At 68.6% G+C, this 25,225-nt stretch carries 20 protein-coding genes and 1 pseudogene; 14 read left to right on the forward strand and 7 right to left on the reverse strand.

Annotated features, from left to right (window positions below; all coding sequences use genetic code 11):
* Position 1: 1 nt before the first annotated feature.
* From AOK01_RS00775 to AOK01_RS00805, 7 genes are read left to right on the forward strand one after another with little or no spacing between them, the layout of a single operon-like run.
* On the forward strand, positions 2-1,027 hold the full coding sequence (locus tag AOK01_RS00775; protein WP_055507255.1) for an NAD-dependent epimerase/dehydratase family protein: 1,026 nt from the start codon (positions 2-4) through the stop codon (positions 1,025-1,027).
* Positions 1,024-2,322, forward strand: a complete 1,299-nt coding sequence (locus AOK01_RS00780; RefSeq protein ID WP_055507364.1) for a DUF4910 domain-containing protein — start codon at positions 1,024-1,026, stop codon at positions 2,320-2,322. Before AOK01_RS00775 ends, AOK01_RS00780 begins: the two co-directional genes overlap by 4 nt.
* Before the next feature lie 5 nt (positions 2,323-2,327).
* Entirely contained in the window at positions 2,328-3,638 is a 1,311-nt protein-coding gene (locus AOK01_RS00785; RefSeq protein ID WP_055507257.1) for an MATE family efflux transporter, read from the forward strand.
* Positions 3,635-4,582, forward strand: a complete 948-nt coding sequence (locus tag AOK01_RS00790; protein ID WP_055507259.1) for a glycosyltransferase family 2 protein — start codon at positions 3,635-3,637, stop codon at positions 4,580-4,582. Before AOK01_RS00785 ends, AOK01_RS00790 begins: the two co-directional genes overlap by 4 nt.
* Positions 4,579-5,835, forward strand: coding sequence for a polysaccharide pyruvyl transferase family protein (locus AOK01_RS00795; RefSeq protein WP_055507261.1), 1,257 nt, complete (start codon positions 4,579-4,581; stop codon positions 5,833-5,835). Before AOK01_RS00790 ends, AOK01_RS00795 begins: the two co-directional genes overlap by 4 nt.
* A 41-nt stretch (positions 5,836-5,876) precedes the next feature.
* Entirely contained in the window at positions 5,877-6,428 is a 552-nt protein-coding gene (gene rfbC, locus AOK01_RS00800; RefSeq protein WP_055507263.1) for a dTDP-4-dehydrorhamnose 3,5-epimerase, read from the forward strand.
* A gap of 7 nt (positions 6,429-6,435) precedes the next feature.
* The gene (locus AOK01_RS00805; protein ID WP_055507265.1) at positions 6,436-7,770 is read left to right on the forward strand and encodes a glutamate-1-semialdehyde 2,1-aminomutase; all 1,335 of its coding nucleotides are present in this window, start codon (positions 6,436-6,438) and stop codon (positions 7,768-7,770) included.
* 176 nt (positions 7,771-7,946) lie between these two features.
* Here the strand turns inward: AOK01_RS00805 and AOK01_RS00810 are convergent, their stop codons facing one another.
* The 3 genes from AOK01_RS00810 to AOK01_RS00815 form a co-directional block, all read right to left on the reverse strand.
* Positions 7,947-8,732: a phosphatase PAP2 family protein gene (locus tag AOK01_RS00810; protein ID WP_079103068.1), complete on the reverse strand. Its 786-nt coding sequence runs from the start codon at positions 8,730-8,732 to the stop codon at positions 7,947-7,949.
* 250 nt (positions 8,733-8,982) lie between these two features.
* Positions 8,983-9,108 carry a hypothetical protein gene (locus AOK01_RS46040; protein WP_281181279.1) on the reverse strand — a complete coding sequence of 42 codons (126 nt, stop codon included), beginning with the start codon at positions 9,106-9,108 and terminating at the stop codon, positions 8,983-8,985.
* Positions 9,105-9,515, reverse strand: a complete 411-nt coding sequence (locus tag AOK01_RS00815; RefSeq protein WP_157871147.1) for a hypothetical protein — start codon at positions 9,513-9,515, stop codon at positions 9,105-9,107. The genes AOK01_RS46040 and AOK01_RS00815 overlap by 4 nt, the downstream gene beginning before the upstream one ends.
* A 542-nt stretch (positions 9,516-10,057) precedes the next feature.
* On the opposite strand from AOK01_RS00815, the gene AOK01_RS00820 reads away from it, so the two are divergent.
* The gene (locus AOK01_RS00820) at positions 10,058-11,782 is read left to right on the forward strand and encodes a stealth family protein (RefSeq protein ID WP_055507269.1); all 1,725 of its coding nucleotides are present in this window, start codon (positions 10,058-10,060) and stop codon (positions 11,780-11,782) included.
* Positions 11,783-12,493: 711 nt separating this feature from the next.
* Here AOK01_RS00820 and AOK01_RS00825 read toward each other — a convergent pair.
* Positions 12,494-13,315 (reverse strand): DUF6602 domain-containing protein, encoded by an 822-nt coding sequence (locus AOK01_RS00825; RefSeq protein ID WP_157871148.1) that lies wholly within the window; start codon positions 13,313-13,315, stop codon positions 12,494-12,496.
* A 293-nt stretch (positions 13,316-13,608) separates the two neighbouring features.
* Between AOK01_RS00825 and AOK01_RS00830 the strand changes: the two genes are divergently transcribed.
* From AOK01_RS00830 to AOK01_RS00845, 4 genes are all read left to right on the forward strand, one after another.
* Positions 13,609-13,872, forward strand: a complete 264-nt coding sequence (locus AOK01_RS00830; protein WP_055507273.1) for a hypothetical protein — start codon at positions 13,609-13,611, stop codon at positions 13,870-13,872.
* A gap of 180 nt (positions 13,873-14,052) precedes the next feature.
* A complete protein-coding gene (locus tag AOK01_RS00835; protein WP_245702014.1) occupies positions 14,053-14,373 on the forward strand; it encodes a trypco2 family protein in 321 nt (106 codons plus the stop codon).
* Between the two features lie 13 nt (positions 14,374-14,386).
* Positions 14,387-16,777 carry a trypsin-like peptidase domain-containing protein gene (locus tag AOK01_RS00840; RefSeq protein WP_055507277.1) on the forward strand — a complete coding sequence of 797 codons (2,391 nt, stop codon included), beginning with the start codon at positions 14,387-14,389 and terminating at the stop codon, positions 16,775-16,777.
* Positions 16,770-20,762: a CHAT domain-containing protein gene (locus tag AOK01_RS00845; protein WP_055507279.1), complete on the forward strand. Its 3,993-nt coding sequence runs from the start codon at positions 16,770-16,772 to the stop codon at positions 20,760-20,762. The genes AOK01_RS00840 and AOK01_RS00845 overlap by 8 nt, the downstream gene beginning before the upstream one ends.
* A 419-nt stretch (positions 20,763-21,181) precedes the next feature.
* Here AOK01_RS00845 and AOK01_RS43295 read toward each other — a convergent pair whose 3' ends face one another.
* On the reverse strand, positions 21,182-21,325 hold the full coding sequence (locus AOK01_RS43295; protein ID WP_157871149.1) for a hypothetical protein: 144 nt from the start codon (positions 21,323-21,325) through the stop codon (positions 21,182-21,184).
* 645 nt (positions 21,326-21,970) lie between these two features.
* Here AOK01_RS43295 and AOK01_RS42330 point away from each other — a divergent pair.
* Positions 21,971-22,393, forward strand: a pseudogene (locus tag AOK01_RS42330) (transposase); the annotation flags it as partial.
* Positions 22,394-22,703: 310 nt separating this feature from the next.
* On the opposite strand, the gene AOK01_RS00860 reads toward AOK01_RS42330, so the two are convergent.
* Positions 22,704-22,934, reverse strand: a complete 231-nt coding sequence (locus AOK01_RS00860; protein WP_055507282.1) for a hypothetical protein — start codon at positions 22,932-22,934, stop codon at positions 22,704-22,706.
* A gap of 95 nt (positions 22,935-23,029) precedes the next feature.
* The gene (locus tag AOK01_RS00865; RefSeq protein ID WP_055507284.1) at positions 23,030-24,106 is read right to left on the reverse strand and encodes a tyrosine-type recombinase/integrase; all 1,077 of its coding nucleotides are present in this window, start codon (positions 24,104-24,106) and stop codon (positions 23,030-23,032) included.
* Positions 24,107-24,119: 13 nt separating this feature from the next.
* Between AOK01_RS00865 and AOK01_RS00870 the strand changes: the two genes are divergently transcribed.
* Complete coding sequence (locus AOK01_RS00870) at positions 24,120-25,061, forward strand: class I SAM-dependent methyltransferase (RefSeq protein ID WP_245702015.1); 942 nt, start codon at positions 24,120-24,122, stop codon at positions 25,059-25,061.
* Positions 25,062-25,225: the final 164 nt, after the last annotated feature.

A 25,225-nucleotide genomic window follows, 5' to 3' on the forward strand; every position in this document is an offset into this window, starting at 1 on the left:
AGTGCGCGTACTGCTGACCGGTCATCAGGGCTACTTGGGCACGGTGATGGCCCCGGTCCTCAGCGCCGCCGGGCACGAGGTCGTCGGTCTTGACGCCGGCCTGTTCGCCGACTGCGTGCTCGGCCCGCCGCCCGCGGACCCGCCGGGGCACCGGGTGGACCTGCGCGACCTCACGGCAGAGCACGTGGCCGGGGTCGACGCCGTGATCCACCTCGCCGCGCTCTCCAACGACCCGCTGGGATCGCTGGCGCCCGACCTCACCTACGACATCAACCACCACGCGTCCGTACGGCTGGCCCGGCTGGCCCGCGACGCCGGAGTGCGGCGCTTCCTGTACGCGTCCACCTGCTCGGTCTACGGCGCCGCCGGCGGGGACGGCCTGGTGACCGAGGACGCCCCGCTGCACCCGGTGACGCCGTACGCGGAGTCCAAGGTGCGGGTGGAGGACGACCTGCACGGGCTGGCCGACGGCGACTTCAGCCCGGTGTTCATGCGCAACGCCACCGCGTTCGGCTACTCGCCCCGGCTGCGCGCCGACATCGTGCTGAACAACCTGGTGGGCCACGCACTCCTGTCCGGCGAGGTCCTGGTGCTGTCCGACGGCACGCCCTGGCGTCCGCTGGTGCACGCCGCCGACATCGCACGGGCCTTCGCCGCCGCGCTGGTCGCGCCGCGGGAGGCGGTGCACGACCGGGCGTTCAACATCGGCAGCGAGGTCAACAACGTCACGGTCGCCGAGATCGCCGGACAGGTCGCCGAGTCGGTGCCCGGCTCGAAGGTGCGGATCACCGGCGAGAACGGCGCCGATCCGCGCTCCTACCGGGTGGACTTCTCCCGGTTCCGCGCCGCGATACCCGGCTTCGACTGCGAGTGGACGGTGAAGCGGGGCGCGCTCGAACTCGCCGACGCCTACCGGAAACACGGGCTGACCCGGGAGGACTTCGAGCAGCGCTTCACCCGCCTCGCCGTGCTGCGCGCGGCGTCCGAGGCCGGCGCCGTAGACGACACCCTGCGGTGGCGCCGATGACCGCGCCGGCGGAGAAGGCGGAAGAGAGTGCGGGCGCCCGGATGCACGCGCTGGTGGAGCGGCTGTACCCGCTGTGCCGGAGCATCACCGGGGACGGCGTGCGCGCCACCCTGGACATCGTCGGCGAGTACCTCCCGCTCCAGGTGCACGAGGTGCCGACCGGGACGCAGGTGCTCGACTGGACGGTGCCGCAGGAGTGGAACATCCGGGACGCGTACATCGCCGACGCCACCGGCCACCGGGTCGTCGACTTCGCCGCGTCCAGCCTGCACGTGCTCGGCTACAGCGTGCCGGTGTCGGCGACCATGCCGCTGGCCGAGCTGCGCGAACACCTGCACACCCTGCCGGAGCAGCCGGACCTGGTGCCGTACCGCACCAGCTACTACAAGCCGGAGTGGGGATTCTGCCTGGCCCAGGAGACCCTGGACGCGCTGCCCGACGGCGACTACGAGGTGTGCGTCGACTCCACCCTCGCCGACGGGCATCTCACCTACGCCGAGCACGTGGTCCCCGGGCAGGTCGCCGACGAGGTGATCGTCTCCTGCCATGTCTGCCATCCGTCGCTGGCCAACGACAACCTGGCCGGCATCGCGGTGGCGGTGTTCCTGGCCCGGGCGCTGGCGGAGCGGAACCCGTACTACACGTACCGGTTCATCTTCGCGCCCGGCACCATCGGGGCGATCACCTGGCTGGCCCGCAACCGGGAACGGGTCCACACGGTCAAGCACGGGCTGGTGCTCGCCTGCGCCGGCGACCGGGGCGATCTGACGTACAAGCAGAGCAGGCGCGGCGACGCGGAGATCGACCGGGTGCTGCGGCATGTGCTGGCCGCCTCCGAACGCCCGCACCGGATCACCGAGTTCACTCCGTACGGCTATGACGAGCGGCAGTACTGCTCGCCGGGGTTCGACCTCGGCGTGGGCTCGCTCAGCCGGACCCCGTACGCCGGCTATCCGGAGTACCACACCTCGGCGGACAACCCGGACTTCGTCTCCCCGGAGGCGATGGCGGACACCCTGGCCGTCTGCCGCGAGGCGTGCACCGTCCTGGACGGCAACCGGCGGTACGTGAACCTCAGTCCCTACGGCGAACCGCAACTGGGCCGGCGCGGGCTGTACGACGCGCTCGGCGGGCGCAGCGACACCAAGGACGCCCAGCTGGCCATGCTCTGGGTGCTCAACCTCTCCGACGGCGAGCACAGTCTGCTGGACGTCACCGAGCGGTCCGGGCTGCCGTTCGGTGCCGTCGCCGCCGCGGCCGACGCCCTGCTCGGCGCCGGGCTGCTCAAGGAGTGACACCGATGACCATCGAGGGGGAGAAGACGACGCCGGGCGCGGACCACCACAGGCACGCCCGGCCGAACGCCAGGCGGGCCCTCGCAGGCCGGCTGTCCTGGGGACTGGCCGACCAGGCGGCCTCCAGCGCCAGCAACTTCCTGGTCGGGATGTACGTGGCCCGTTCGCTGGGGCTGACCGCGTTCGGCGTGTTCACCCTGGCCTGGGTGACCTACGGCGTGGTGCTCAACGTGTCCCGGGGGCTGGCCTCCGACCCGCTCGTGGTGCGTTTCAGCGGCGTGCCGGACGCGTCCTGGCGCCCGGCGGCGGCCCGGGCGGCGGGTACCGCGCTCGTCGTCGGCAGCGCCATCGGCGCGGTGTCCGTGGTGGTCGGGCTGGCTCTCGGCGGCCGGGTGGGGGCCGGGTTCGCCGGCCTCGGCGTGGTGCTGCCGGGGCTGCTGCTGCAGGACACGTGGCGGTTCGCGTTCTTCGCCGCGGGCGCCGGGCGCAAGGCGTTCCTCAACGACATCGTGTGGGGCGTCGCGCTCGTCCCGGCCCTGGTGATGGCGGCTCGCGCCGACAGCGTGGAAGCGTTCGTGCTCGCCTGGGGCGGCTCCGCCGCGGTGGCCGCGGCGTACGGCTGCTTCCAGTCAGGCATCCGGCCCCGGCCGGCCCTGGCGCGCGCGTGGCTGCGCGAGCAGCGCGACCTCGGCTACCGCTACCTGGTCGAGAACGTGAGCCTCAGCGGTGCGAGTCAGCTGCGGGCGTACGGGCTCGGTGCGATCGTCGGGGTCAGCGCCGTGGGCGCGGTCCGCGGCGCCGAACTCCTGCTCGGCCCGTTCCTCGCCGTGCTGATGGGCCTTTCGCTCGTCACCGTCCCGGAGGCGGCACGGGTGCTGCGGCAGGCCCCGCACCGGCTGGGCACCTTCTGCCTGCTGCTCGCCGGCGGGCTGGCCGCCACCGCGCTGCTCTGGGGCGCCGCGCTGCTGCTGGTGCCGGACTGGGCCGGCGAACACGTACTCGGGCAGGTCTGGGACCCCGCCGCCGAGCTGATCATGCCGCTCACGGTCGGCGTCGCGGGCGCCGGCGTCGGCGTCGGCGCCGCGGCCGGGCTGCGCGCGCTCGCCGCGGCCAAGCGCAGCCTGCGCTGCCAGCTGTTCGCCTCCGTCTGCTACGCGGGCGGCGGACTCGGCGGAGCGGCCCTGGCCGGCACCGTCGGCTCGGCCTGGGGCGTCGCCGCCGCGAACGCCTGCGCCTCGGCCGTGTGGTGGCAGCAACTGCGGTCCGCCCTGCGCGAGCGCCACCGCACCGCCCTTCAAGAAGAGAGGACATCATGACCGCCCATCCGCGGTTGAGCATCGGCCTGCCCGTGTACAACGGCGAGGAGTACCTGGCCGAATCGTTCGACGCCCTGCTCGGCCAGACCTACGAGGACTTCGAGCTGGTCGTCTCCGACAACGCCTCGACCGACGGCACCGAGGACATCTGCCGCAAGTACGCCGCGCAGGACTCGCGCATCCGCTACCTCCGGCTGCCCCGGAACGTCGGCGCCACGCCGAACCACAACCAGGTGTTCGCCGAGAGCCGCGGCGAGCTGTTCAAGTGGGCCTCGCACGACGACCTCTACGCCCGGGATCTGCTGCGGGCTTGCGTGGAGGCGCTGGACGAGCACCCCGACGTCGTCCTCGCGCACAGCGGCCAGGCGGTCATCGACGGCGAGGGCCAGGTGAAGGTCCCGTACGAGTACGGGCTCGCCACCGACTCGCCGCACGCGCCCGAGCGCTTCCGCAGCCTGCTGTTCGAGCCCGGCGGCGACGACTTCTACGGGGTGATCCGGGCCGACGTGCTGCGCCGGGTGAAGCCGATGGACAGCTACCACCACGCGGACCGCACGTTCGTCGCCGAGATCGCCCTGCACGGGCCCTTCCACCAGGTGCCGGAGCTGCTGTACTTCCGCCGCGACCACCCCACCCGCGCCGAGCGGGCGAATCCGAGCAAGCGGTCCCGGTGCGTCAACCTGGACCCGCGCCGGGCGGGCCCGCTGCACCCGACGCCCCGGCTGCTCGCCGAGTACGTCTGGGGCTTCGTCTCGGCGGTCCGGCGGGCGCCGTTGTCCGCGGCCGACCGGCGCGCGTGCTACCGCCACCTGGCCGCGTGGGCGGCCAGCCGGGCCCGCCCCGGCGCCGGCGAGCGGGTCGAGGACCGGGCCCCGGTCGACCCGGCCCTGCTCACCGTCTCCGTCGACGCCCTCGTCGCCGGCCGTGAAGGGAGGCAGGCATGACGTCTGCCGACAAAGCCCCGGTACGCGTCGGGATATTCGGCCTGCTCGGTGCCGGCAACCTCGGCAACGACGGCTCGCTGGAGGCCGTGCTCGGATACCTCAGGAGCGAGCACCCGGACGCGGTCGTGGACGCCATGTGCGGCGGACCCGAGGTCGTCACGAGCCGGTACGGGATCCCCGCGACGCGGCTGAACTGGTACCGCGGGGAGTACCGGACCGCGTCGAGTGCGGGCCGGATCGCGTCGAAGGGCCTGGGCAAACTCGTGGACGTGGCCCGCACCGCCGCCTGGGTGCGCCGGCACGACGTGGTGATCGTGCCGGGCACGGGGGTCCTGGAGACCACGCTGCCGCTGCGGCCATGGGGCTTTCCGTACTCGCTGTTCCTGCTCTGCGCGAGCGGCCGGCTGTCGCGCACCAAGGTCGCGCTGGTCAGCGTCGGCGGCTCCGCCATCGGCAGCCGGGCGACCCGCACCCTGGTGAAGTGGTCCGCGCGGCTGGCCACGTACCGGTCCTTCCGGGGGGCCGTGTCCCGCGACGCGATACGGGCGATGGGCGTGGACACCTCGGGTGACGAGACCTACCCGGACCTCACCTTCTCCCTGCCGACGCCGCAGGCGGAGCCTCCCTCGGACCCGCAGGGACCGGTCTGCGTCGGGGTCATGGCCTTCCACGGCGGCAACGACGAGCGCGCCAGGGCCGAGGAGATCCACCGGCGCTACCTCGACGGAACGACCGGGTTCGTCCGAGCGCTGGCCGAGGCCGGCAGGCCGGTCCGGCTGGTCGTAGGAGACGAACTCGACGTGCCGGTGGCCGTCGCGATCCTCGACGCGGTGGACTCGCCGCTGGTCACCGTCGCCGAGACGCTCTCGCTCGCCGACCTGATGAAGGAGATGGCCGATGCCCGGAGCGTCGTGGCGGCCCGCTACCACAACCTGGTCTGCGCGCTGAAGGTCGGCACGCCGACCATCGCGCTCAGCTATTCGTCGAAGAGCGACGAGCTCATGGCTCAGCTGGGCCTCGGCACGTACTGCCACCCGGCCCGCGAGATCGACGCCGACCGGCTGCTCGACCAGTTCCACGAGCTGGAGGGGCACTCGGCGGAACTGCGCCGGACCCTCACCGAACGGAACGTGGTCGTCGCCCGGCGCGTCGAGGACCAGTTCGCCGCGTTGACAGCGGCCCTGTTCCCACCGACCGACCACACCCAAGCCCAAGCCCAAGCCCCCGACCATGCCTTGCGGGAGACTCCATGAAAGCGACGGGCATGAAAGCGACCGGCATGAAAGCGCCTGGCATGAAAGCGACCGAAGTCCCGGCGATCGCCGGCGCGTTCCTCTTCGAGCCGACGCCGTACGCCGACGAGCGCGGCTCCTTCTGCCGCACCTTCGACGCCGACGTGGTCCGCTCGGTGGGCCTCGACCCGGGCGCCTTCGTCCAGGACAGCCTGTCCCGCTCGGTGGGAGGCGTGCTGCGCGGCCTGCACCTGCGCTCCGGCGCGGGCGAGGCCAAGCTGGTGCGGTGCTCGTACGGCAGGATCTTCGACGTCGTCGTGGACCTGCGGCCGGACTCGCCGACCTACCGCGACCGGGCGTTCTTCGAGCTGTCCGACGAGACGCAGGTGACCCTCTACATCCCGGCGGGGTGCGCGCACGGCTTCCAGGCGCTGACCGAGACCGCCGACGTCTCGTACCGGATCGACCGCCCGCACGATCCGGCCGAGGACGTGACGATCGCCTTCGACGACCCGGAGCTCGCCATTCCCTGGCCGCTGCCGGTCACCTCGATGTCCGAGCGGGACCGGAAGGCGCCGAGCCTGGCCGAGGTCCTGGCACAGAAGGAGAGTTGAGACCGGCATGGACCCGCAAGACACCGAGGAGTTCCTCCTGCCCCGGTCACGGCTGGCGAACGAGCGGTTGCACGCGCTGATCCCGGGTGGCGCGCACACCTACGCCAAGGGCGACGACCAGTACCCCGAGAACCTGGCCCCGGTCATCAGCCACGGCCGCGGTGCCCATGTGTGGGACGTCGACGGCAACCGCTACATCGAGTACGGCTCCGGGCTGCGGTCGGTCAGCCTCGGCCACGCCCATCCACGCGTGGTCGAGGCGGTGCGGCGGGAGCTCGACCGCGGCAGCAACTTCGTCCGGCCTTCCATCGTGGAGGTCGACGCCGCGGAACGCTTCCTGGCCACGGTGCCGACCGCCGAGATGGTGAAGTTCGCGAAGAACGGCTCCGACGCCACCACCGCCGCGGTGCGCCTCGCCCGCGCCGCCACCGGGCGCACGCGGGTGGCCGTCTGCGCCGACCATCCGTTCTTCTCCGTCGACGACTGGTTCATCGGTACGACGCCGATGTCCGCCGGGATTCCGGCGGCGACCACCGAACTCACCGTGGCGTTCCCCTACGGCGACCTGGCCGCCACGGAGGAGCTGCTGACCCGGTACGAGGACGACGTCGCCTGCCTGATCCTCGAACCCGCCGGCCACACCGAGCCCCCGCCCGGCTACCTCGCGGGGCTGCGCGAGCTGGCCGACCGGCACGGCTGTGTCCTGATCTTCGACGAGATGATCACCGGTTTCCGCTGGTCCGAGGCGGGCGCCCAGGGGCTGTACGGCGTCGTCCCCGACCTCTCCACGTTCGGCAAGGCGCTGGGCAACGGGTTCGCCGTCTCCGCCCTTGCCGGGCGCCGCGAGCTGATGGAGCGGGGCGGGCTGCGGCACTCCGGCGACCGGGTGTTCCTGCTGTCCACCACACACGGTGCGGAAACGCACTCGCTGGCCGCCGCGATGGCCGTGCAGACCACCTACGCCGAGGAGGGCGTCACCGCGCAACTGCACGCGCTGGGCGAGCGGTTGGCCGCCGGTGTCCGCGAGGCCGCGGCCAGTACAGGCGTCGGCGACCACGTAGTCGTCCGGGGCCGGGCCAGCAACCTGGTCTTCGCCACCCTGGACGAGAAGGGGCAGCCGTCGCAGCCGTACCGCACCCTCTTCCTGCGCCGGCTCCTCGCGGGCGGGGTGCTGGCCCCGTCGTTCGTGGTCAGCAGCGCGCTCGACGACGCCGACATCGATCACACGGTCGACGCGGTGGCCCAGGCATGCGCGGTGTACCGGAAGGCACTGGACGCCGGGGACCCCACCCCCTGGCTGGGCGGACGCCCGGTGAAGCCGGTGTTCCGCCGCTCGGCGTGAGCTGAGACGGGGCGCGCGGCGGGGTGCGGCCCGGCGCGGCCCGGCGACGTACCGTCAGCGGCGCGCGGTTGCCTGACCTGGAGGACTGAGCCGGCCGGCCGTGCCGGGTGCGGGTGCGTCGTGGCTGGTCGCGCAGTTCCCCGCGCCCCTGAAAGGCGGGGCTGCGCCCCGGCCTTTCACTCGCCGGGCACCGCGCCCGAACTGCGCCGCCGGTCGTCGGCCGCCGGATCGACCACCCGGTCCGCAGTCTCGCCGGCCATCTGACCGTTCGTCTGGCCGGCCGTCTGACCGGGTGGTCGATCGGTCATCCGGTCGGTCATCCGGTCGGCGGTCCGGTCGACCAGCCAGGCGGTCGCCGGAACCACCGCCAGAGCGGTGCACCAGCCGCCGAGGGCGTCGGTCGGGTAGTGCGCGCCCAGGGCGACCTGCGCCCAACCCATCGCCGCGCCGACGACCAGCGCCGCGGCGAGCACGAGTGACAGGCCGGCCGCCCTGCCGAGACCGAGCCGGCCGGCCGCGAGCAGCGCCATCACGAGGGCGACCGCGGTGGCGAAGGCGGTGTGCCCGCTCGGGTAGGACAGATTGTCGTCGCCGTGGATGGTGCGTCCCACCAGGGACTTGAGCAGCGTCGTCGTCCCCACGGTCAGGCCGGCGCCGGCCACGACGAGCACCGCCGCGCGAGGCCGCCGAAGCAGCAGGCAGCCCGTCACGACGGCGGCCACCAGCATCGCCGCTCCGGCGGGCTCCCCCAGGAAGTCAGTGGCCAGAGCGACCTGCCGCCACGGCGACCGCACGCTGTCCGCCGTCGGCGAGACGATCCACCTGTCCACCCTGCCGGGCTCACTGTGGCCGGCGTACAGAACCCCGACCAGGGCGACCACGAACGCGGCGAGGGCCGCGACGGGCCCGAGCCACACGCGCAGCGACGGGGGCAGCAGCACGGCCGCCGAGCGGCCGGTCACACACTCACCCCGTACGGTCGCCGGTCGTCGACCGCCGCCACGACTTCAGCGGTAACCCGCACACCGCCGCAGACCATCCGGCAGATGCGACGCACCTCCCCCTCCGTCGGGGCCGACCCCAGGTCGCCCGCTGCCACCGCAGTCCTGATCGTCCACACTAACCAACGATGCGGTCGCGGAGCCCGTGGACCGTGGACCGGTTGCGTACGTTACGAGGGGAAGGCCGGTTCGCCGGTTCGGTTCGCCGGTGTCAGAGGCCGAAGGAACCGGCTCGGCTGCCCGTTCGTTCACGCCGGTGGCGCAGTTTGTCGGTCCGTTCCCAGGTGTCCACGGCCGAGCGGGGCACCAGGCCCGCGGAGACACCGGCGATGATCATCCGGCGGTACTCCAGCCCCTTGAAGCGGTACATCGTGCCGACATGCACGCCCTCGACCCCCTGGCCCCATCGCCGGTGATCTTCGTGGCCATGATGCCGCGTCGGCTGAGCCGCGCCACCACCTCGTCGACCTTCTCGTTCGTCGGCACACAGACCGCGACGGACTCGCGCGGGACGTCGTGCCACTCCTGCACCTGATCCACCACGAGGTCGAGCTCCTTGCGCAGGACCGCTTCGAGGAAGAGCCGCCCGCGCCGGAAGTAGGAGGACGTGTCGGGGACCAGGCGCGTCTTCTCCGGCTCCAGCAGTTCGACCGTGTCGATACCGGTGCGGAACACGGCCTCCTCGTCCCGTACGAGGATCTGGGCCCTGTCTGCTCGCTCTGCTCGCTCTCGCCCGGAGTTCACGGGGCGTTCACGGGCCATATGGCGATATGGGAGCCCCGACGGGGGGCGGAGCTTCCCCCCTGCGCTCCCCTGCACTGCAACCGACCGCCGGTGCGCTGCGCCGACCGGCGGCGCCTCACACCGCCCAGGGCGTCCACGAGCCCAGCCGCGCGCCAGCAGTGTAGGGGAGCACCCGACGAACCTTCCGGTGTCCGCCCGGCAATCCAGTACCGCCCGGAGCCATCGTGATGGTCGTACGCCAGGCATCGATGCCGGCGACCGCCAGCCGCTGGGCGTGACGGACTCCACGTTCCCGGAATGGTTGTACGACCTAAGGCAGCTTTTCGGCAAATAATCCATCACGTCTCCCTCACGCTTCCTCCTCCGGCATTCACCCCGGCCGAACAGCCGTCCGACCGACATAGCCTGAGGCGGTCTCTCACGGCATCTGCGTCACCTGCGCCCCAGTGGTGACCCCGTGCCGGTAGGCCACCCGCCGCAGACGGAGCGGCGCCGCCGGGAGGCGTGACACAGCCCGCCCCGCTCGACAGATCGGACATACATTGGCCACGCCCGGACCCCGTTTGTCTCGTTTCCGCCGAGACACACGGCAGCAGCCCGCACCCGAGGTCACTACGGTGGACCGGCGCGGCAAGCTCCTGGCAGGTGACCCGTCACTGGCCGAGTTGACGACCGACGGGCGCACCTGGGTAGGCCGGCGTGTGACCAGCCTGGAGGAGGGACGGGCGGCCGAGCGCAACCTCCGGCTCGTCACGGCCGCCCTTGAACACGGCGGCGTCGAGTACTTCCTGGTGCCCGGACGCTCCGTACAGCGATACGTCGTCGGAATCCGGCTCGCCGACCGCAAGACCCTGCTGAGCTCCCTGCGAGAGCTGTACGCCGGTACGGCCCTGTACGCGGCGGAGCCGGTCTCGGACATCTGGCCCGCCAACGCGGCGCTCTACGCCGAAGGCGCACTGCCCACGGAACTCAAGCGGCGCCCGGTCATACGGTTCGGCGAAATCCTCCTCGGCCCTTCGGGACAGGTTCTCGCCGGGCTCGTCCGAGGCTGCGACGTGGAGTTCTGGCGGGACGGCGGCCTGCTCCACGAGCAGCGCGAACAGGGCGACGCCCGTGCCACCGAGCTGCTCGGCAGCCTTCGTTCCCAGGCGCCGCCCGCACTCCTCGACGGCGCGCTGGTGGGCCCCCGCCCCAACGCGGTCTCCGACGTCGTACCGGCCGAGGCCCAGAAGCCCGCCACCCGAACGATCCGGGGCACGGACCACCCCACATTCGTCGACTTCACCGAACCCGGCATCGACACCGTCACTTTCCCCCTGGACGTCGTCTACACCTGGGTGGACGGCGACGACCCCGCTCTGGCCGCGAAGCGCGAGGCCCACCGCACCGGCCGGGCACCCGACGCGCAGTCCCGTGAGGCGGGCGCCTCCCGCTACACCAGCCACGACGAGCTCAAGTACTCACTGCGTTCCCTGGAGATGTACGCGCCGTTCCTGCGGAACATCTACATCGTCACCGACGGCCAGAGCCCCTCATGGCTGGACACCGCGGCGCCCGGCATCCGAGTCGTCGACCACAAGGAGATATTCGGCGACCCGGACGCACTCCCCGTCTTCAACTCCCACGCCATCGGCACCCAGTTGCACCGCATCGACGGGCTCTCCGAGCAGTACCTGTACTTCAACGACGACGTCTTCCTGGGCCGCCCGGTCACGCCAGGACACTTCTTCCACGGCAACGGCATCGCCAAGGTGCCCTTCTCGCCCTCCCAACTCGGCCTCGGGGCACCGCATCCTGACGAGCCGGCCCCCAACTCGGCGGGCAAGAACGTCCGGCGCCTGCTGCAGGGGGATCACGGACGCATGACGGTGAACAAGTTCGCGCACGCCCCGCACCCTCAACTCCGCTCAGTGATGCGCGAAATAGAGGAGCGCTACGCGGAGGACGTCGACCGCACCAGCAGGTCCCGGTTCCGCGCCCCCACCGACATCGCCATGGGAGCCTCGTTCCATCACCATCAGGCGTTCCTCACCGGCCGAGCGGTGCCCGCGACGTACAAGGCACGTTACGTGGACGTGGCCCGGGGAGACGCGGACGAACGGCTCACCGAACTCCTGACGAACCGCCGCTTCGACTTCTTCTGCCTCAACGACGTCAACACCCCCTCGGAGCAGCAGGAAGAGATCCACCAAAAGATCCATACCTTCCTGGAGAGCTACTTCCCCTTCCCCAGCCGCTTCGAGCGCAACACCGCCACAAACACCTGACGGCACCCACGTCGCGCCACGAAACCAGCGCACTTCGGGCCGCTGCGACAGTTGAGGGGCGCCCGGCCCAGGCCCGCAGGAACTCCGCTCGCCAGGTCAGGCACCCTTTGCGACAGGCTCAAGGATCGCGACGCACTCCACATGATGCGTCATCGGAAAAAAAGTCGGATCGAGCATGTCTCGGAAAGAGCCAGGTCAGAGGCCATTTCTCGGCTCGTTGTCCCGCCCGCGGGAGCCCAGAGCGTCAAACGAGCGTCATGACGCACAGCACATCCCTCCTCTCCGGAACGGAACAGGTTGCCACGACCAAGTGCCCCAGCACGGCCTGTTGGCTCGGCAAGCACGCTTGTGGGTTTTAGGGCTGACCGATCGGCGCACTCACTGAAATGTGGAGGGGGTCGCGTGCGGTACGAACAGATCCCTCACAGCATCTGCCGATCCGGGACAGGCTTTAGCACTCCTCGTCGCCTTGCAAGAGTGCGTGGGGCCAGACGTGCACCTGCGGCCGCGGCTACACCACCATCGCCCTAGACACGGAGGACATCTTCATTGAGATCCTCGCGGAGTTGAGGCCTACGCACGGCCGGTCCGTGCACGACGAAACGTCAAGCGATTGCCGCAACGTCCTGCCTGACCTAGCTGCCGGATACCGGTAACCACGGCCGCGGAATAATCGGCTGGACAAGAACTGTCCGCTCTTCACGGCTGGACTTACGGGACCTCGTCGTCACCGGCGTCCGCCATTTCAGTCCAGCACTTGCGGCTGTCTCCCAACTCGCTGGATGCATAGGCCATGAGGTCAAAGGGAGGCATCCAAGCTGTAGCGAAGGCGACGTTCATGTACATCGCGAGGGGATAGATGATGTCGCCGTCTGGCACGGGGTTCACAAGGTGCAGATTCGTCCCCGGTTTAGAAGGACACAGTGCCTCCTCGTCAGGGCTGAGCCAGCCGAGGTAGCCCTTGCCAAGAAGCCAGATGGCGTCAGGGCATTGAGAACGGTCGTGCTCGCTGCACCATTCTGCGAAGTGGGTGCCGAGTGATTCCGGGTCGATACTGTTGAAGGCGAAGATCATTCCCACAGTTGGGAAGGGCTTGAAGTCATCTGGAGCCTGCCGACGTTGTCCCCCCAGATTCTTCTGGTAGGCAACCTTCGGAAGGCTCTTGGCCTTCCTGATCTTCTCACAGTCCTGGCGCAGACCGTCTCCGTCGAGGGAGGACTTGACTTCGACGAGGCCGTAGACGCACTCGTTCGGCACGACTGCATAGCCACCCGAGTCGAGCAGAGGCGGTGTGCTTCGGTCACAAATGACGGTGTCGCACTGAGCTGACCTTTGCCCGTTGACCGAGATGATCTCGGCGTTGTGGAGGGCTTCGACATGGCCAGGCAGGTGGCTCGCTGCGAAGGTGTGAAAGATCCCTTCGCGGCTGGTCCCCATCCCACCCTTGTGCTGGAAGGCTCGCGTCGCTTCGAAGTCTTCCTTCATGCGCCTGGCAACCGAATGAAGGATCTGTTCCAGCAAGTTGTCACTCATGTGCATATTGTACGTTTCTCGCCACTAATCCGCTCTGGTCTGACTGTTCACTTCTGCCGGGCATTCCGTCGGGCGACCTCTGCCGCGTAACAACAGACGAGTGCTTCCAGCCGCTTAGATCCACTCTGAGGCGGCTCGGCTAGCAGTGCCTCGCTCTGCGCCGGGGCACCCGGCGTCAAAGCCGTCCTGTAAAGCCACACCCGCACCGCAAGAGGCGCAACCGCGACGCTGGCAAGCACTGGGGGGCGCCTCTCTCATGCCCGCCCACAAAAGGGGCGAGAACGGAGAGCATCATGCTCGCCACTGCTGCCGTACGGCAGCAGTCCCGCACACTCGTCATCGCCACGGCCGCCGTGCCGCTCGCCCTGGCCGTCCTCGCAGACGACGTCCGGGTATGGCGCCAGCTGCACACCGCCCGCCGCGACGCCCTGATCGCCGCCATCGGCCGCCGCCTCAGCGCCTGGGCTGCCAGCCGGAGCGGGATGGCCGCACGCCTCGTCGCGCGAGAGGTCTACCGACACCTCACCAGCGCACCATCAACATCTTCAGCCACCTGACGATCTATAGGAGCTTCAGAGTCACCCACCTGCGCCGACGATTACGAAGAGGGATCACCCCCGGCCGAGCGCGTTTTGTCCTGTGGTGCGGGACCGCTGCCCGTTCGGCACTGCCGCCGACCTCGATACCTCATCCCGCATTCTCCTGACATGGGCTAAGTACGTCGTTAAGGTTCGTCTATGCCGAACGATGATGATCAGATGGTCGATCTTGCCACCGTGATCAGTGACCTACGCGTGCAGTTGAACACCGCGCTGGAGGAAGGTAAGGACGAAAAGATTCGCTTCGAACTCGGCCCGGTCGAGTTGGAGTTCGAAGTCGCGGTCACCAAGGTCACTGGGGTCGACGGGGGGTTGCGCGTGAAGGTCCTGTCATTCGGCGCGAAGCGGTCGCGCTCGAAGGGAACTACCCACAACATGAAGCTCACCCTTCAGCCGGTTGACACACAGGGAAAACACCAACGCATCTCCGGCACGCAGGAAACGCTCCCCGCCGGCTGACCGCGAGGCCGACGTGCACGAGGACAGAGTTGTCGAGGTCTGGGCTCATCGCTCGGATGGCGGCTGGTCGTGCGGCTCCGGCTATCTGGTCAGCACCCAACTCGTCCTCACGGCCGCCCATGTGATCGTCGCGTCACCCGCAGGGAACGAACGGTGGCAGGACACGTTGCACGAGATCCCTTCCAGTAACGACGTCCGTATCCGCACCCGCCACATTGCCGACCCCATCGGCGGAGAAGTCGTTTGGCGCGGCACGGGGTCCGGACTCGACATGGCCCTGGTCGAGATCACGGACGAGAGGTGGCGCCAGAAGACCATCGAACCAGTGCGCTGGGGTCGTGCGACCTGTCAACAGGGCCGGGTGGAGTGCGCCGCGACAGGATTCCCCGAGGTACTCCTCCTTCCCGACCAGCGGCGCGAACGTGAGCAGCTCAGCGGTCAGTTCAGCCCGACCACCGGCGAGAAGTCCGGCCAGTACCATGTTCAGGTCGATAACGCGCCGGTCCGGCACATGGACGGTAGCTCGTCGTGGTCGGGCATGTCGGGCGCCGCGCTCTTCAGCTCGAATCTGCTGATTGGCGTGGTCATCATCGATCCTGACGGATTCAACGGACAGCGTCTGGTAGCCGTGCGCATCGGCGTGGCCTTCACGGACCCGGAATTCGTGCAGCTTCTGGTTCGACACACCGGCTCTTCCGGCCACCATCGTGCAGAGACACCGGCGCTCGAGTCGGCGGAGTTGGTCAATCTCTTCGCGGAGCGGCCTGTCCTCGGTCGGCCACACTCCCCCGCGATGCTGCTGACACCTCAGGTGGCGGCCGTGCGCTGGTTCCACCGGCGGGAGGAGCAGGTGAAAAACCTGCTGAGGTGGCTGGAGTCGCCGGAGCCGTTTGAGGCGCAGCTCATCGTTGGGCCCGGCGGTCACGGGAAGACACGTCTTGCAAGGGAACTTGAGCGCAGGGCACGCGCCGACGGGTGGATCACCGGGATGGTCCGAGCACAGACGGTGGAACGACTTCCGCCCGAGTCGCTGGCCCGGTTGTCGTCCTGCGAGGCCCGGCTGTTGCTCATCGTGGATTACGCGGAGACCAGGCCGGAGGTGATCCGCGAGCTGCTGGAACGAGCCAACACCACGGAGGCGCCCGCCGTACGCCTCCTCATGCTCGCGCGCTCGCCCGGCCAGTGGTGGGAGCGCTTGTGGGGCGCCAGCAGTCGGCTCCAGGAGGCCGTCGAGCTGAACGCCGTCACGGTGCTCTCCCCACTTCCGCCGCACGAGGATCAGCGCCTTGAGTCTTTCCAGGACGCGTTGGCGGACCTCGCACAGGCGCTACCTCAGGTACGCCTGCTCAGCGCGACGGGCTGGACAGCCCAGGATTGGACGGCGGCGGCCGACCGCATCGCCACCCCTGACCTGAGCCATCCGGGCTACGGTTCGATCATGAAGGTCCAGCTCGCGGCGCTTGTCGCGCTGTTGCAGGAGGGGCCGAGGCCGGCCTCTTCCACCAATGTGGAGATGACTCACGAGGACGTACTGCTTCTACATGAGAAGAACTACTGGTGGACCAGTGCCGCCGCCCTGGGGCTCGCAGAGGATACGTTATGCAACGCCGTGACGGTCGCCACGCTACTCGGCGCAGCCGACATCGAGGAGGCGGTGGCAGTTCTCGCCCGGGTTCCTGGGCTCCGGGACCAGGACGAGAACCAGTTGCGTAAGGTATCCGAGTGGTTGCACACCCTGTATCCGGTGTCCGATCAGCCGACCCGGGGTGCCAGCGCCGACCGACCGCCGGGGGTCTCGATGTCCGCGGGCCAGGAGTGGGGAGCACTCGAACCCGACCGGCTCGGCGAGTACTTGGTCGCGGTACGCCTCCGGGACCGGCCGCAGGTGCTCGATGGGCCGCTCGCCGCCGCCACCGATCTGCAACTCCACCGTGCCTTTCACGTGCTGGCCAGAGCGGGCGTCGACCACGATTCAGCGCGGACCCTCATGCGTGCCCAGGTTACCGGTCAGCTCGCGCGTATCGGCCCTGTCGTCCTGGCGGTCATCATGGAGACGGAGGAACCTGCTTATCTCATCGAGGTCATGGAGGAGGCCATTGCCCGCGCAGCCGACGATGCGCAGACTCTTGCATCGCTTGCGGACTGGTTCCCTGTCCAAGCCCCAGCTGTTCCTGTTCTGGCGGAGCAGGTCACCCGCCTAGAGAGAACCGTTTACCAGCGCCTTCTCGCAGGCGGCCACACCGCCGTCCGTGAGAACCTGGCTGGGGCTCTGCGCCGGTACGCAGAGTGCCTTTTTGCACTGGGCCGAACCAACGAGGCCCTGAAAATACAGTCCGAAGCCGTCGCCCTGTACCGGGAACTCAGCGCGGAACAACAGGAGGAGGGGAGCGGCGGCCATGCCTGAGTCTCCCTACCGCTTGGAACTCGCCGAGAGTCTTACGGAGCAGGCAGCTCGGTTGCTTTCCTTGGGCCGCCACGTGGACGCTCTGCAAGCATCGGTCGAGGCGTGCGCAACGTACGAGAGCTTGATGGTTGACGACGGTCCGCGCTCGTTCGGTCAGGTGAAGTCGGCGGCGAAGTCCTTCACCATCCAAGTACTGATCCGTGCTGAGCTCACGGGGGTACGAAGTACCCGCACGTACGCGCGGCAAGCCCTTGATGCCTGGAACCGCGTGGTCTTGCCCGGTAGTTCGCAAACCAGTCCTGTTGACGAGGCTCGCTTCCTGCACGTGATCGGGGCGCTGCACGTCTTGCTCGACGAGAGCGGTGATGCTGCACGGAGGGCGGCGGCGGCGATCCGTCGCCTTCCGTCCAGCCGGTCACGGGGCGCGGTGGTCTCCGAACTGCGGCTTGCTGGACGGGCGTCGACGACGCTCGCTGTGGCACTGAGCCGGGATAGCGCGCGATCCGAGGCGGTGCAGGCTGCCGAAGACGCGGTGGACTACTTCCGCCAGGCGGGATCGGCCTGGAGCCAAGGCGGGCAGGACGGTGACGAGCGCCCTGTGCCGGAGGATGAGGCCGCTGCGGTCAAGGCACTGGCACGGCTGAGAACCGAGGAAGGCTACGGCAGTATCTCCTCCAGTCTGGTCCTGCCCGGCGTCAGGTCCACCGTTGAGGAGATCAGCGATCGCGCGGACGTCTCTGGTGTCACTCACGAGGACTCTGTCCGGCTCCACCGCCACCTCGCTCACGAGCAGCCCGACCCGTCGTCCCTGCTGTCATTGCTTAATGCCCTGAGCATCGACGTAGCCAAGCGGTCGCGAACGGACGGTCCCGCGGCCCTCGGCCCGAGGTTGGCGGAGGTCCTCAACATCGCCCAGCGTCTACTCCAACTCGACTCCCCCTCCTCTCACGCCCATGTTGTCCGCACGCTGGTCGAGTTGTGCGACGTGTTCTTGGAAGGACTCGACGGTCCCCAAAGAGAGGCCAATCTCGACCACTGCACAGCGCTGCTGGAGCTCGCCGTGACGAGCATGACCGGACCGCAGGGCGCGCTTTCGCGTGCGGCGCTGCAGGTACGGCTGGCGTTCGTGCTGCTGACACGGTTCTCGGAGCGGTCGTCCTCGTCGGACCTCGAACATGCCATCAGCGTTCTCCGCGATGTCGCGGTGCGAGCACATGAAGAACCAGAGTCACGTCAGGCAGCTGTGTCCTTGCTCGCGCGGGCGCTGTTGCTGCACTACAACCGCACTGCCGACGCCGAGGTGCTCAACGAAGCAATAGCGGTCGGTGTCGAGGCCGCACGATCAGCCGACCCGAGTGATGCCATGATGAACACCGCCCTGTCGAACCTGAGCGCAAGCCTGCTGCAACGCTACGAGCGCTTTGGTTCCCAGGAGGATCTGAACGCGGCGGTCGACCTGGCGCGGCGTTCCCTGAACGCGGCCGGACCAGAGTCGGCCGGTCGCGTTCAGGCACTCGTGCAGTTGAGCACCCTACTGCGCGTCTACTACCGCGACGTCGGTCACCGCGAAGCGTTGGATGAGTCCATCGACACCGCCCGTCGCGCACTCGCCGAACAGTCGAGCTCGGCCGACAATCTGGGCGACGCCGCTGCCCTGCTTGCGGGCTTGTTGCAGATAAGGCACGAAGATTACGGTGCTCCTGACGACACATCTGACCTCGATGAAGCAGTCCACCTGTGCGAGGCCGCCCTGGCCAGTGCTGACGGTTCTCGCCAAGGCGTGCTCCTCGGCCAGCTGGCCAGAGTCCTACTGCAGCGGTCAGCCGGGGCCTCCCGGGCTGAGGACATCCAGCGCGCCGTGGACGCCAGTCGCGGAGCGCTGGAGCGTATTCCGCCAGGCAATAGCTCGGACAGAGTTGTCGTCCTCACCTTGCTCAGCGCAGGGCTCGTCGCCACCTTCCGTCACTTCGGCGATCTCCACAGCCTCGACAGCGCAGTCGAAGCGGCGGAGGAGGCCGCAGCCGAGTCTGTACAGGACCGAGCCGCGAGAGTGTCGGCGCTTGGTGTACTCGTCAATGCCCTTCTTACGCGGGCCGCAGCCGAAGGACATACCAGTGCGAGTCGAGTCCGCATGGACCTGGACCGTGCGACGGCGGCGTGCCATGCCGCTCTTCGGATCGTGCCGAAGGATCACCCGGCACAACAGGCATTCCTGAAAGCGCAGGACCGCACAGCCGACCTGCGGGTGCGGCAGGAGCGAGAGTCAGGAGTCGACTGGCAGGCTCTGGTACTGGAGTACGAGCAGACCGGCTCAGCAGCGGCCTACGCCGAAGCCGTTGTAATTCTCGGCGGCGCCGTCGCCGACGAGGCGTCACTTCCGGTGGACCGGCTACGCGCTGCCGAGCGGTGGGGACGCTTGGCGACACAGGCGGGCGACCACCGGGAGGCGCTCACCGCCTACACGAGGGCAATTACACTCCTACGCCTAGTACTGCTTTCCTCTCCCGGACGCCAACCCTGGCCGGATGAAGCGGGCTACGGCGACATCGTGGGCAGCCTGGTGAATGACGCCGCCGCAAGCGCCCTTTCGGCCGGACAACCGGAGCAAGCCGCCGTCCTACTGGAGGGTGGGCGCGCAGCGCTGTTCGCGCACTCTCCGGGGCCGGATCAGGCGTGGGAGCGCATTCGTTCAGTGAGGCCGGAGCTCGCCGAAAGACTGGAAGCTGTGAGCCGTCGAGTGGCCGACCCGGGAACATCACAGACCGAGCGGCGACACCTCGGATCTGAGTGGGACAACTGTGTCCAGAGGATTCGTGAGCTTCCCGGACTGAAGCGCCTCCTGGCCCTTCCAGAGATGGCAGACCTCACCGCGCAGGCGCACGAGGGTCCGCTGGTCATGGTGAACGTCAGCCGTCACCGCTGCGACGCTCTCGTCGTGACAGAGCATGGGGTGCACACGGTGCCGCTTCCTCTGATGCGCTACGAGGATCTCGTCGAAAACCTCGCCCGTTTCCAGTCTGTTCTGAACCCGGCCTACGCGCCGCTGTCCGACAGCCTCAGCGGCGAAGAGACGCTGATCGGCGTTCTCGACTGGCTATGGGCGGCGGTTGCGGAGCCTGTTCTGTCCTCCCTCGGCCTCCCGCCCGCCCTGTCCCAGGACACCCGGCCGCCGCGTGTCTGGTGGATGCCCACCGGGCCATTGAGCCTGCTCCCGGTTCATGCCGCCCAGGCTCGCAAAGCCCGCAGGCAACACGTGGCGGCTGACGGCTCGAGCCTGAGCGCTTTCGAAAGCGTCTGCTCTTCCTACGCGACCACGATCGGTGCTTTGGCAGCAGCACGTGAAGGCGTCGCGGTCGAGGATTCGTCCCAGCTACGCGGGCTCGTCATCGCGCCCGACGGGAGCACCCGCGTCGCAGCCCTCGCCCACGTGGCCAGGGAAGCCAGCCACGTCGCCGGCTACATCGGTAGGTCGCGAGTCCTGTCAGGTGATGCGGCGACCATGGACGCGGTGAAGGCCCTCCTTCCCCAGGCATCGCTCCTGCACTTCGCGTGCCATGGGACCGTCAACTCCGGCTTCCCTCGAACCGGTGGAGTCGAACTCGCCAACGGCTTCCTCAGCACCACAAGCCTGCGGGAGGCGCGGTCTGAACAGCACCAGTTCATCTTCGTCTCAGCATGCCACTCGTCGACACGAGACCCAGCCAGCGGGCTCTTCGGTATGGACGCCCACCCGGCCTGGGAGCCAGTGAATCTTCCCGCAGCGTTGCACCTCGCCGGCTACCGACACGCGCTCGGAACCCTGTGGGAAGTCCAGGACCGCACGCACGCCGACGTTGCGGAGTACTTCTATAAGGCTCTCGGAGTGCGGGGCCGAGTGGACCCGGACCTTTCGGCACAGGCACTCTGGCAGGCGCTGCGCCGGGTGCGGGACCGTTACCCCCACATTCCGTCCCTTTGGGCGGCTCACATCCACCTTGGCCCCTGACCGCCCGGGTTGCCCAGCCTACAAAACCATCGAGGCCTGATTCCGCAACCATCACGCCGAAGCGCTCACCAAACGTGGGTGGCGCCCCACCGAGTGTCACCCAGCGGGATACAACCCGAGATCCGGGGCGGTCTTCCGCTGAGGAGCCTCCCAAAAGGGTGGACAAGGGTGCGCCGATCTGAGGCCAGCTGAGCAAGTTTTGGCGCGAAGTCGACTTTGGCAACACCGCGTCGCAGCCGTCGAGCGTGCACCGCTTCATGTTGCTGCGTGTCACCTCTCAGGAGGTTCACAAGCACGATCCGAGAACTGGACCTGACCTGCAGCGATCAGGCGAGCGTTTTCGAATCGATGTGTGTGCGTTCCGGAGTGATCTCCTGGCAACCCGCTGACCTGCAGCGACGGAGTTTGCGACAAGCCCTCTAGCGCTGGGCCAGGACGGTGCCGGTGTGGTCCATCGCGGCGAGCAGGGTGACGTACGTGGTGGTGGCGGTGCGCGAACCGCGCAGGGCTTTCCCGTCGACCGCGATCGTATGCAGTCCGGGCCGGGGCGGAGCGGGCGGCAAAGAACGCTTATATCGCCCCGGTCCAGGGCGTCGCCGTCGAACTGGACGAGACGCCGTCGCAGAGTGTGGGACGTGGACACAGACCGTGCCGGTCAGTGGGTCGGTGAGGAAACCGAGAACCCCAGCAGGCCCACGCCGGTGCATCGCTGACCCACTCGGTGATCGCGGTGAGCGAGGGGGCGTCGGCCAGAACGTTCGCCGCTGCCGCAGTCACCAGCGCCGACAGCGGATAGCGGCATCCGCGAAGGGCGGGGGCAGGCTCAGGGAGCCCGACAGGCGGACCGCGTCCGTCAGCGGAGCCGGAGCAGAAGCTCGGACCGGTTGGTCCTGCGGGGCGGGCATGAGGTGCAGGTGTGGACTCATTAAGCGCTCACGGGACTTCGACACTCACATGATCACTGAGACCGTATGTCAGAGGTCGTTTTCATCTTGAAGGCAGTTATGTGGGCAGGTTTGTTCCGCGTCTCAGTGTGTTGCTGGGGATTCTGCTGGGGCGGTTCTGCTGAGTGATTTTGGTGATGTGGCGGGTGGGGTCAGGGTCTGCTTGCGCCCGTCTCATTCCAGGACGCCCGGTTCTGTACCATGCTTCAACGTGGTGGGATGCGCGCCTGGGCGCACGCCCCCGGGCGGCGGTATCCCCAGGTCATGACGGAACGTCGTGCGTATCCAAGTGACCTGTCCGATGCGCGCTGGGAGCTGATTGAGCCGGTGCTGTCCGCGTGGCGTTTCGAGCGCCGCGGCCGGGCCCTGGACTTCGGCCGGCCGCCCCGGCACGACCTGCGCGAGATCATGAACGCGATCCTGTACGTGGATCGCACCGGCTGTCAGTGGGCCTACCTCCCGCACGACTTCCCGCCGCACCAGAGCGTCTACGGCTACTTCGCCCGATGACAGAAAGACGGCGTGTTCGCCCAGCTCAACGGCCTGCTGCGGGAGTTGGTGCGTCAACAGAAGGGCAAGAACCGTGAGCCCTCGGCCTGTGTGATCGACGCGCAGAGCGTGAAGACCTCCACGTCCGTGCCCGCGAAGAGCCAGGGCATCGACGCGGGCAAGAAGATCGTGGGCCGCCTCGCTATGACCGACCTCATGACCCGACGCCTCACCGGCGAGAGCACCGTCTCCTGGCGCGACCCGACACCAGCACATCAAAGTTGCATTTCGGTATAAAACAACAGGACGAAACGACCTCTTAGTCCGGCCCGGGCGGCGTCCGGGGTGCTGCGCCTGTGGGTGGTTTGTCGCGTGGACGGGCGCCGGCCGTGGTGCACCAGCATGGACGTGGTCCCCGACCAGGATGTCCTCGTCACCATTGGGTAAGTGGCCGGCTCGGACGGTGGCGACTGCTTGGCAGCGCAGCATCGCCCGGCTGGCCCATGGTCTAGCAGGCTTCGGCAGTTCCGCCCTCGGGCCTGAAGAAGGCAACGACGGTCCTGCGCAGCTGTGTAGCCACCTTGCGGGCGTCGCGTAGATGATTGCGTGCTGCTTCGGCCTCCTTGTACGTCTTGGTCACCCCGCGCAGCGTTCTCGTCACCTTCTCACTGAACTGGGCGAGACGCTCGAGAAGCTCGATGCAAGAGGACACGATGGAGGGGCGGGGTTCTGTGGCCATGTGATCAGTCTTATCGCTCGTTGGGCGTCTTGTCCGAGCATTGCGTAATGAGATGCCTTCACCCCTGTCCGGCGCGGACAAGGGTGAAGGAACGTTCATGTGGTGATGGTGAGCGGGTTTTCCATGCGTTTCCAGGCTCCGAGGACGGCCTTGTGGGCGTCCGGCTGGAGGTGGGCGTAGCCCTGGGTGGTCTGGAAGCTCTCGTGGCCGAGGAGGTGCTGGACCTCGTAGAGCGAGACTCCCTTCTGGACGAACCACGAGGCGCAGGTGTGGCGCATGGAGTGCGGGACGGGCTGCAGCTCGCCGTCGTCGCCGAAGCAGTAGGCGGCCTCGACGGCGGGCCACCAGGTCTGGCGGCGCCAGTTGCTGTCGGCGAGCAGGCGCCCGGAGCGGCCTTTGGTGATGGTGGTGAATACCACCGCGTCGCGGTCGAGCCGGTGGATGTGGCGTTCGAACGCTTCCAGGATGTGGGGCGGGAGCGGGACCTCCCGGCGGCTCTTGGAGCTCTTGGGGTATTCCTTGATGCCGCTTTTGGTGTTGACCTCCACCACGAACAGGCGCGAGCGGCGCACGTCGATGCGGTGGCGGTGCAGGCCGGAGAGTTCTCCCCAGCGCAGTCCGGTGTAGAAGCCGAGCAGGCACATCGTGCGCCAGGCGGGGGCGAGTTGGTCGAGGATGCTCTGCGCCTGGTCGGGCGTGAACCACTGCGGCGGTTTGACGGCGATGGGCGGCAGATCGATGCTGCGGCACGGGCTCACCGCGATCACATCGTCGTCGACCGCCGCGCGCATGATCGACGACGTCAGGTTGTAGGCCCGCTTGATCGCAGCAGGGCCTGCACCCTTGTCGACCAGGGAACGGATCCAACTCTGGACGTCCATGCGGGTGATGGCCCGCATCTCCCAGTCCGCCCAGTGGGGCATGACGTGGTTCTTGATGCTGGACGCGTCGCCACGCAGGGTGTGGGGTTCGACGATGCGGGCGTCCCACCATCGGTCGTGCCACTCCCGGAACGCGATTTCCCCGGCCCGCGGGTCGCGCACGGTTCCACGGGCGAACTGGGTCTCCAACTCGATGCCCCAGGCCCGCGCCTGGGTCTTGAGGGGGAAGGACTCGCTGAACCGGTCGCCGGCCCGGTTGCGTACGGTCGCCTGCCACCGACCGGACTTCAATTTACGCAGGTACGTGGTACTGCTCCTTGCCGGCACCGGCTACAACGCCGCTCTGCTCAAGCACCTCACCGGGAAGTCCGGGCAGGTCACCACGTGCGACATCGATCCCGACGTGACCGCCTACACCCGCCGGATGCTCGACGCGAACGGATGTGAGGACGTTCGCGTGGTCACGAGGGACGGCGCCCTCGGCGCCTCACGGTTCAGCCCCTACGACCGAATGATCGCCACGGTCGGCATGTGGGACCTCCCCGGTGCCTGGTGGGATCAGCTCGCCGTCGGCGGACGCCTCGTGGTCCCCCTGCGATGGCGCGGGCTCTCCAGGGCCGTGGCCTTCCAGCGTGAGGAGAAGGTGATGCGGTCCGACTCCGTCAAGATGTGCGGCTTCCTCCCGGTGATCGGTCAGGACGGGGAGCGGAACGACTACATCGACGACGACCGGCTCGTCAGGCTCTACTGGGACGAGGACCAGTCCATCGCCCTGGACCTCCTGCACGACGTCCTCACCCGACCGAAGTCGCTCGCTTGGACCGACGAGACGGTCGGCCGTGTTGAGTCGTTCGACGGCGTCTGGCTACGGCTGAGCGCCACGGAGCGGACAACCTGCCGCATCACCGCGAAGCCCGCCGCGGTGGAGGCCGATATTCACCGTCCCGCCTCACCCGCCCTGAGCCCTGCCCTCGTCGAGGCCGACTCCATCGCCTACCTCACTCTGGAGCGGACCACCGAAGGCCCGGAAGCAGAACCCCAGTTCCGCCTGGGAGCCGTCGGCTACGGCGCGGCCGGCGCCGATCTCGCCGAGCGGATCTGCGCGCAAATCCGCGCCTGGAGCCCGGCCCGGACCGCCGAACCCGTGGTCACGGCCTACCCCGCGGACACACCGGACAGCGACCTCGCCGACGGAGCCGTGATCGACCGGCCCTCCGTGCGGCTCGTCATCGCCTACGGACCCTGATGGCCTGACGCACGCGGGCGTGGCCGTTGACAGGTGCGGCCACGCCCACTGAAACGAGAACAGCGCTGCGTCGGAGCATGGTGGTCACCCCTCCGCGCGGTTCGCCTCACAGTCGGTGCACCGCCGCACTGCCCGTCGCCTCGGATTGCCTACTGATCGTAAGT

Origin of the sequence: Streptomyces aurantiacus (assembly GCF_001418335.1) — a bacterium.
GTDB lineage: Bacteria > Actinomycetota > Actinomycetes > Streptomycetales > Streptomycetaceae > Streptomyces > Streptomyces aurantiacus.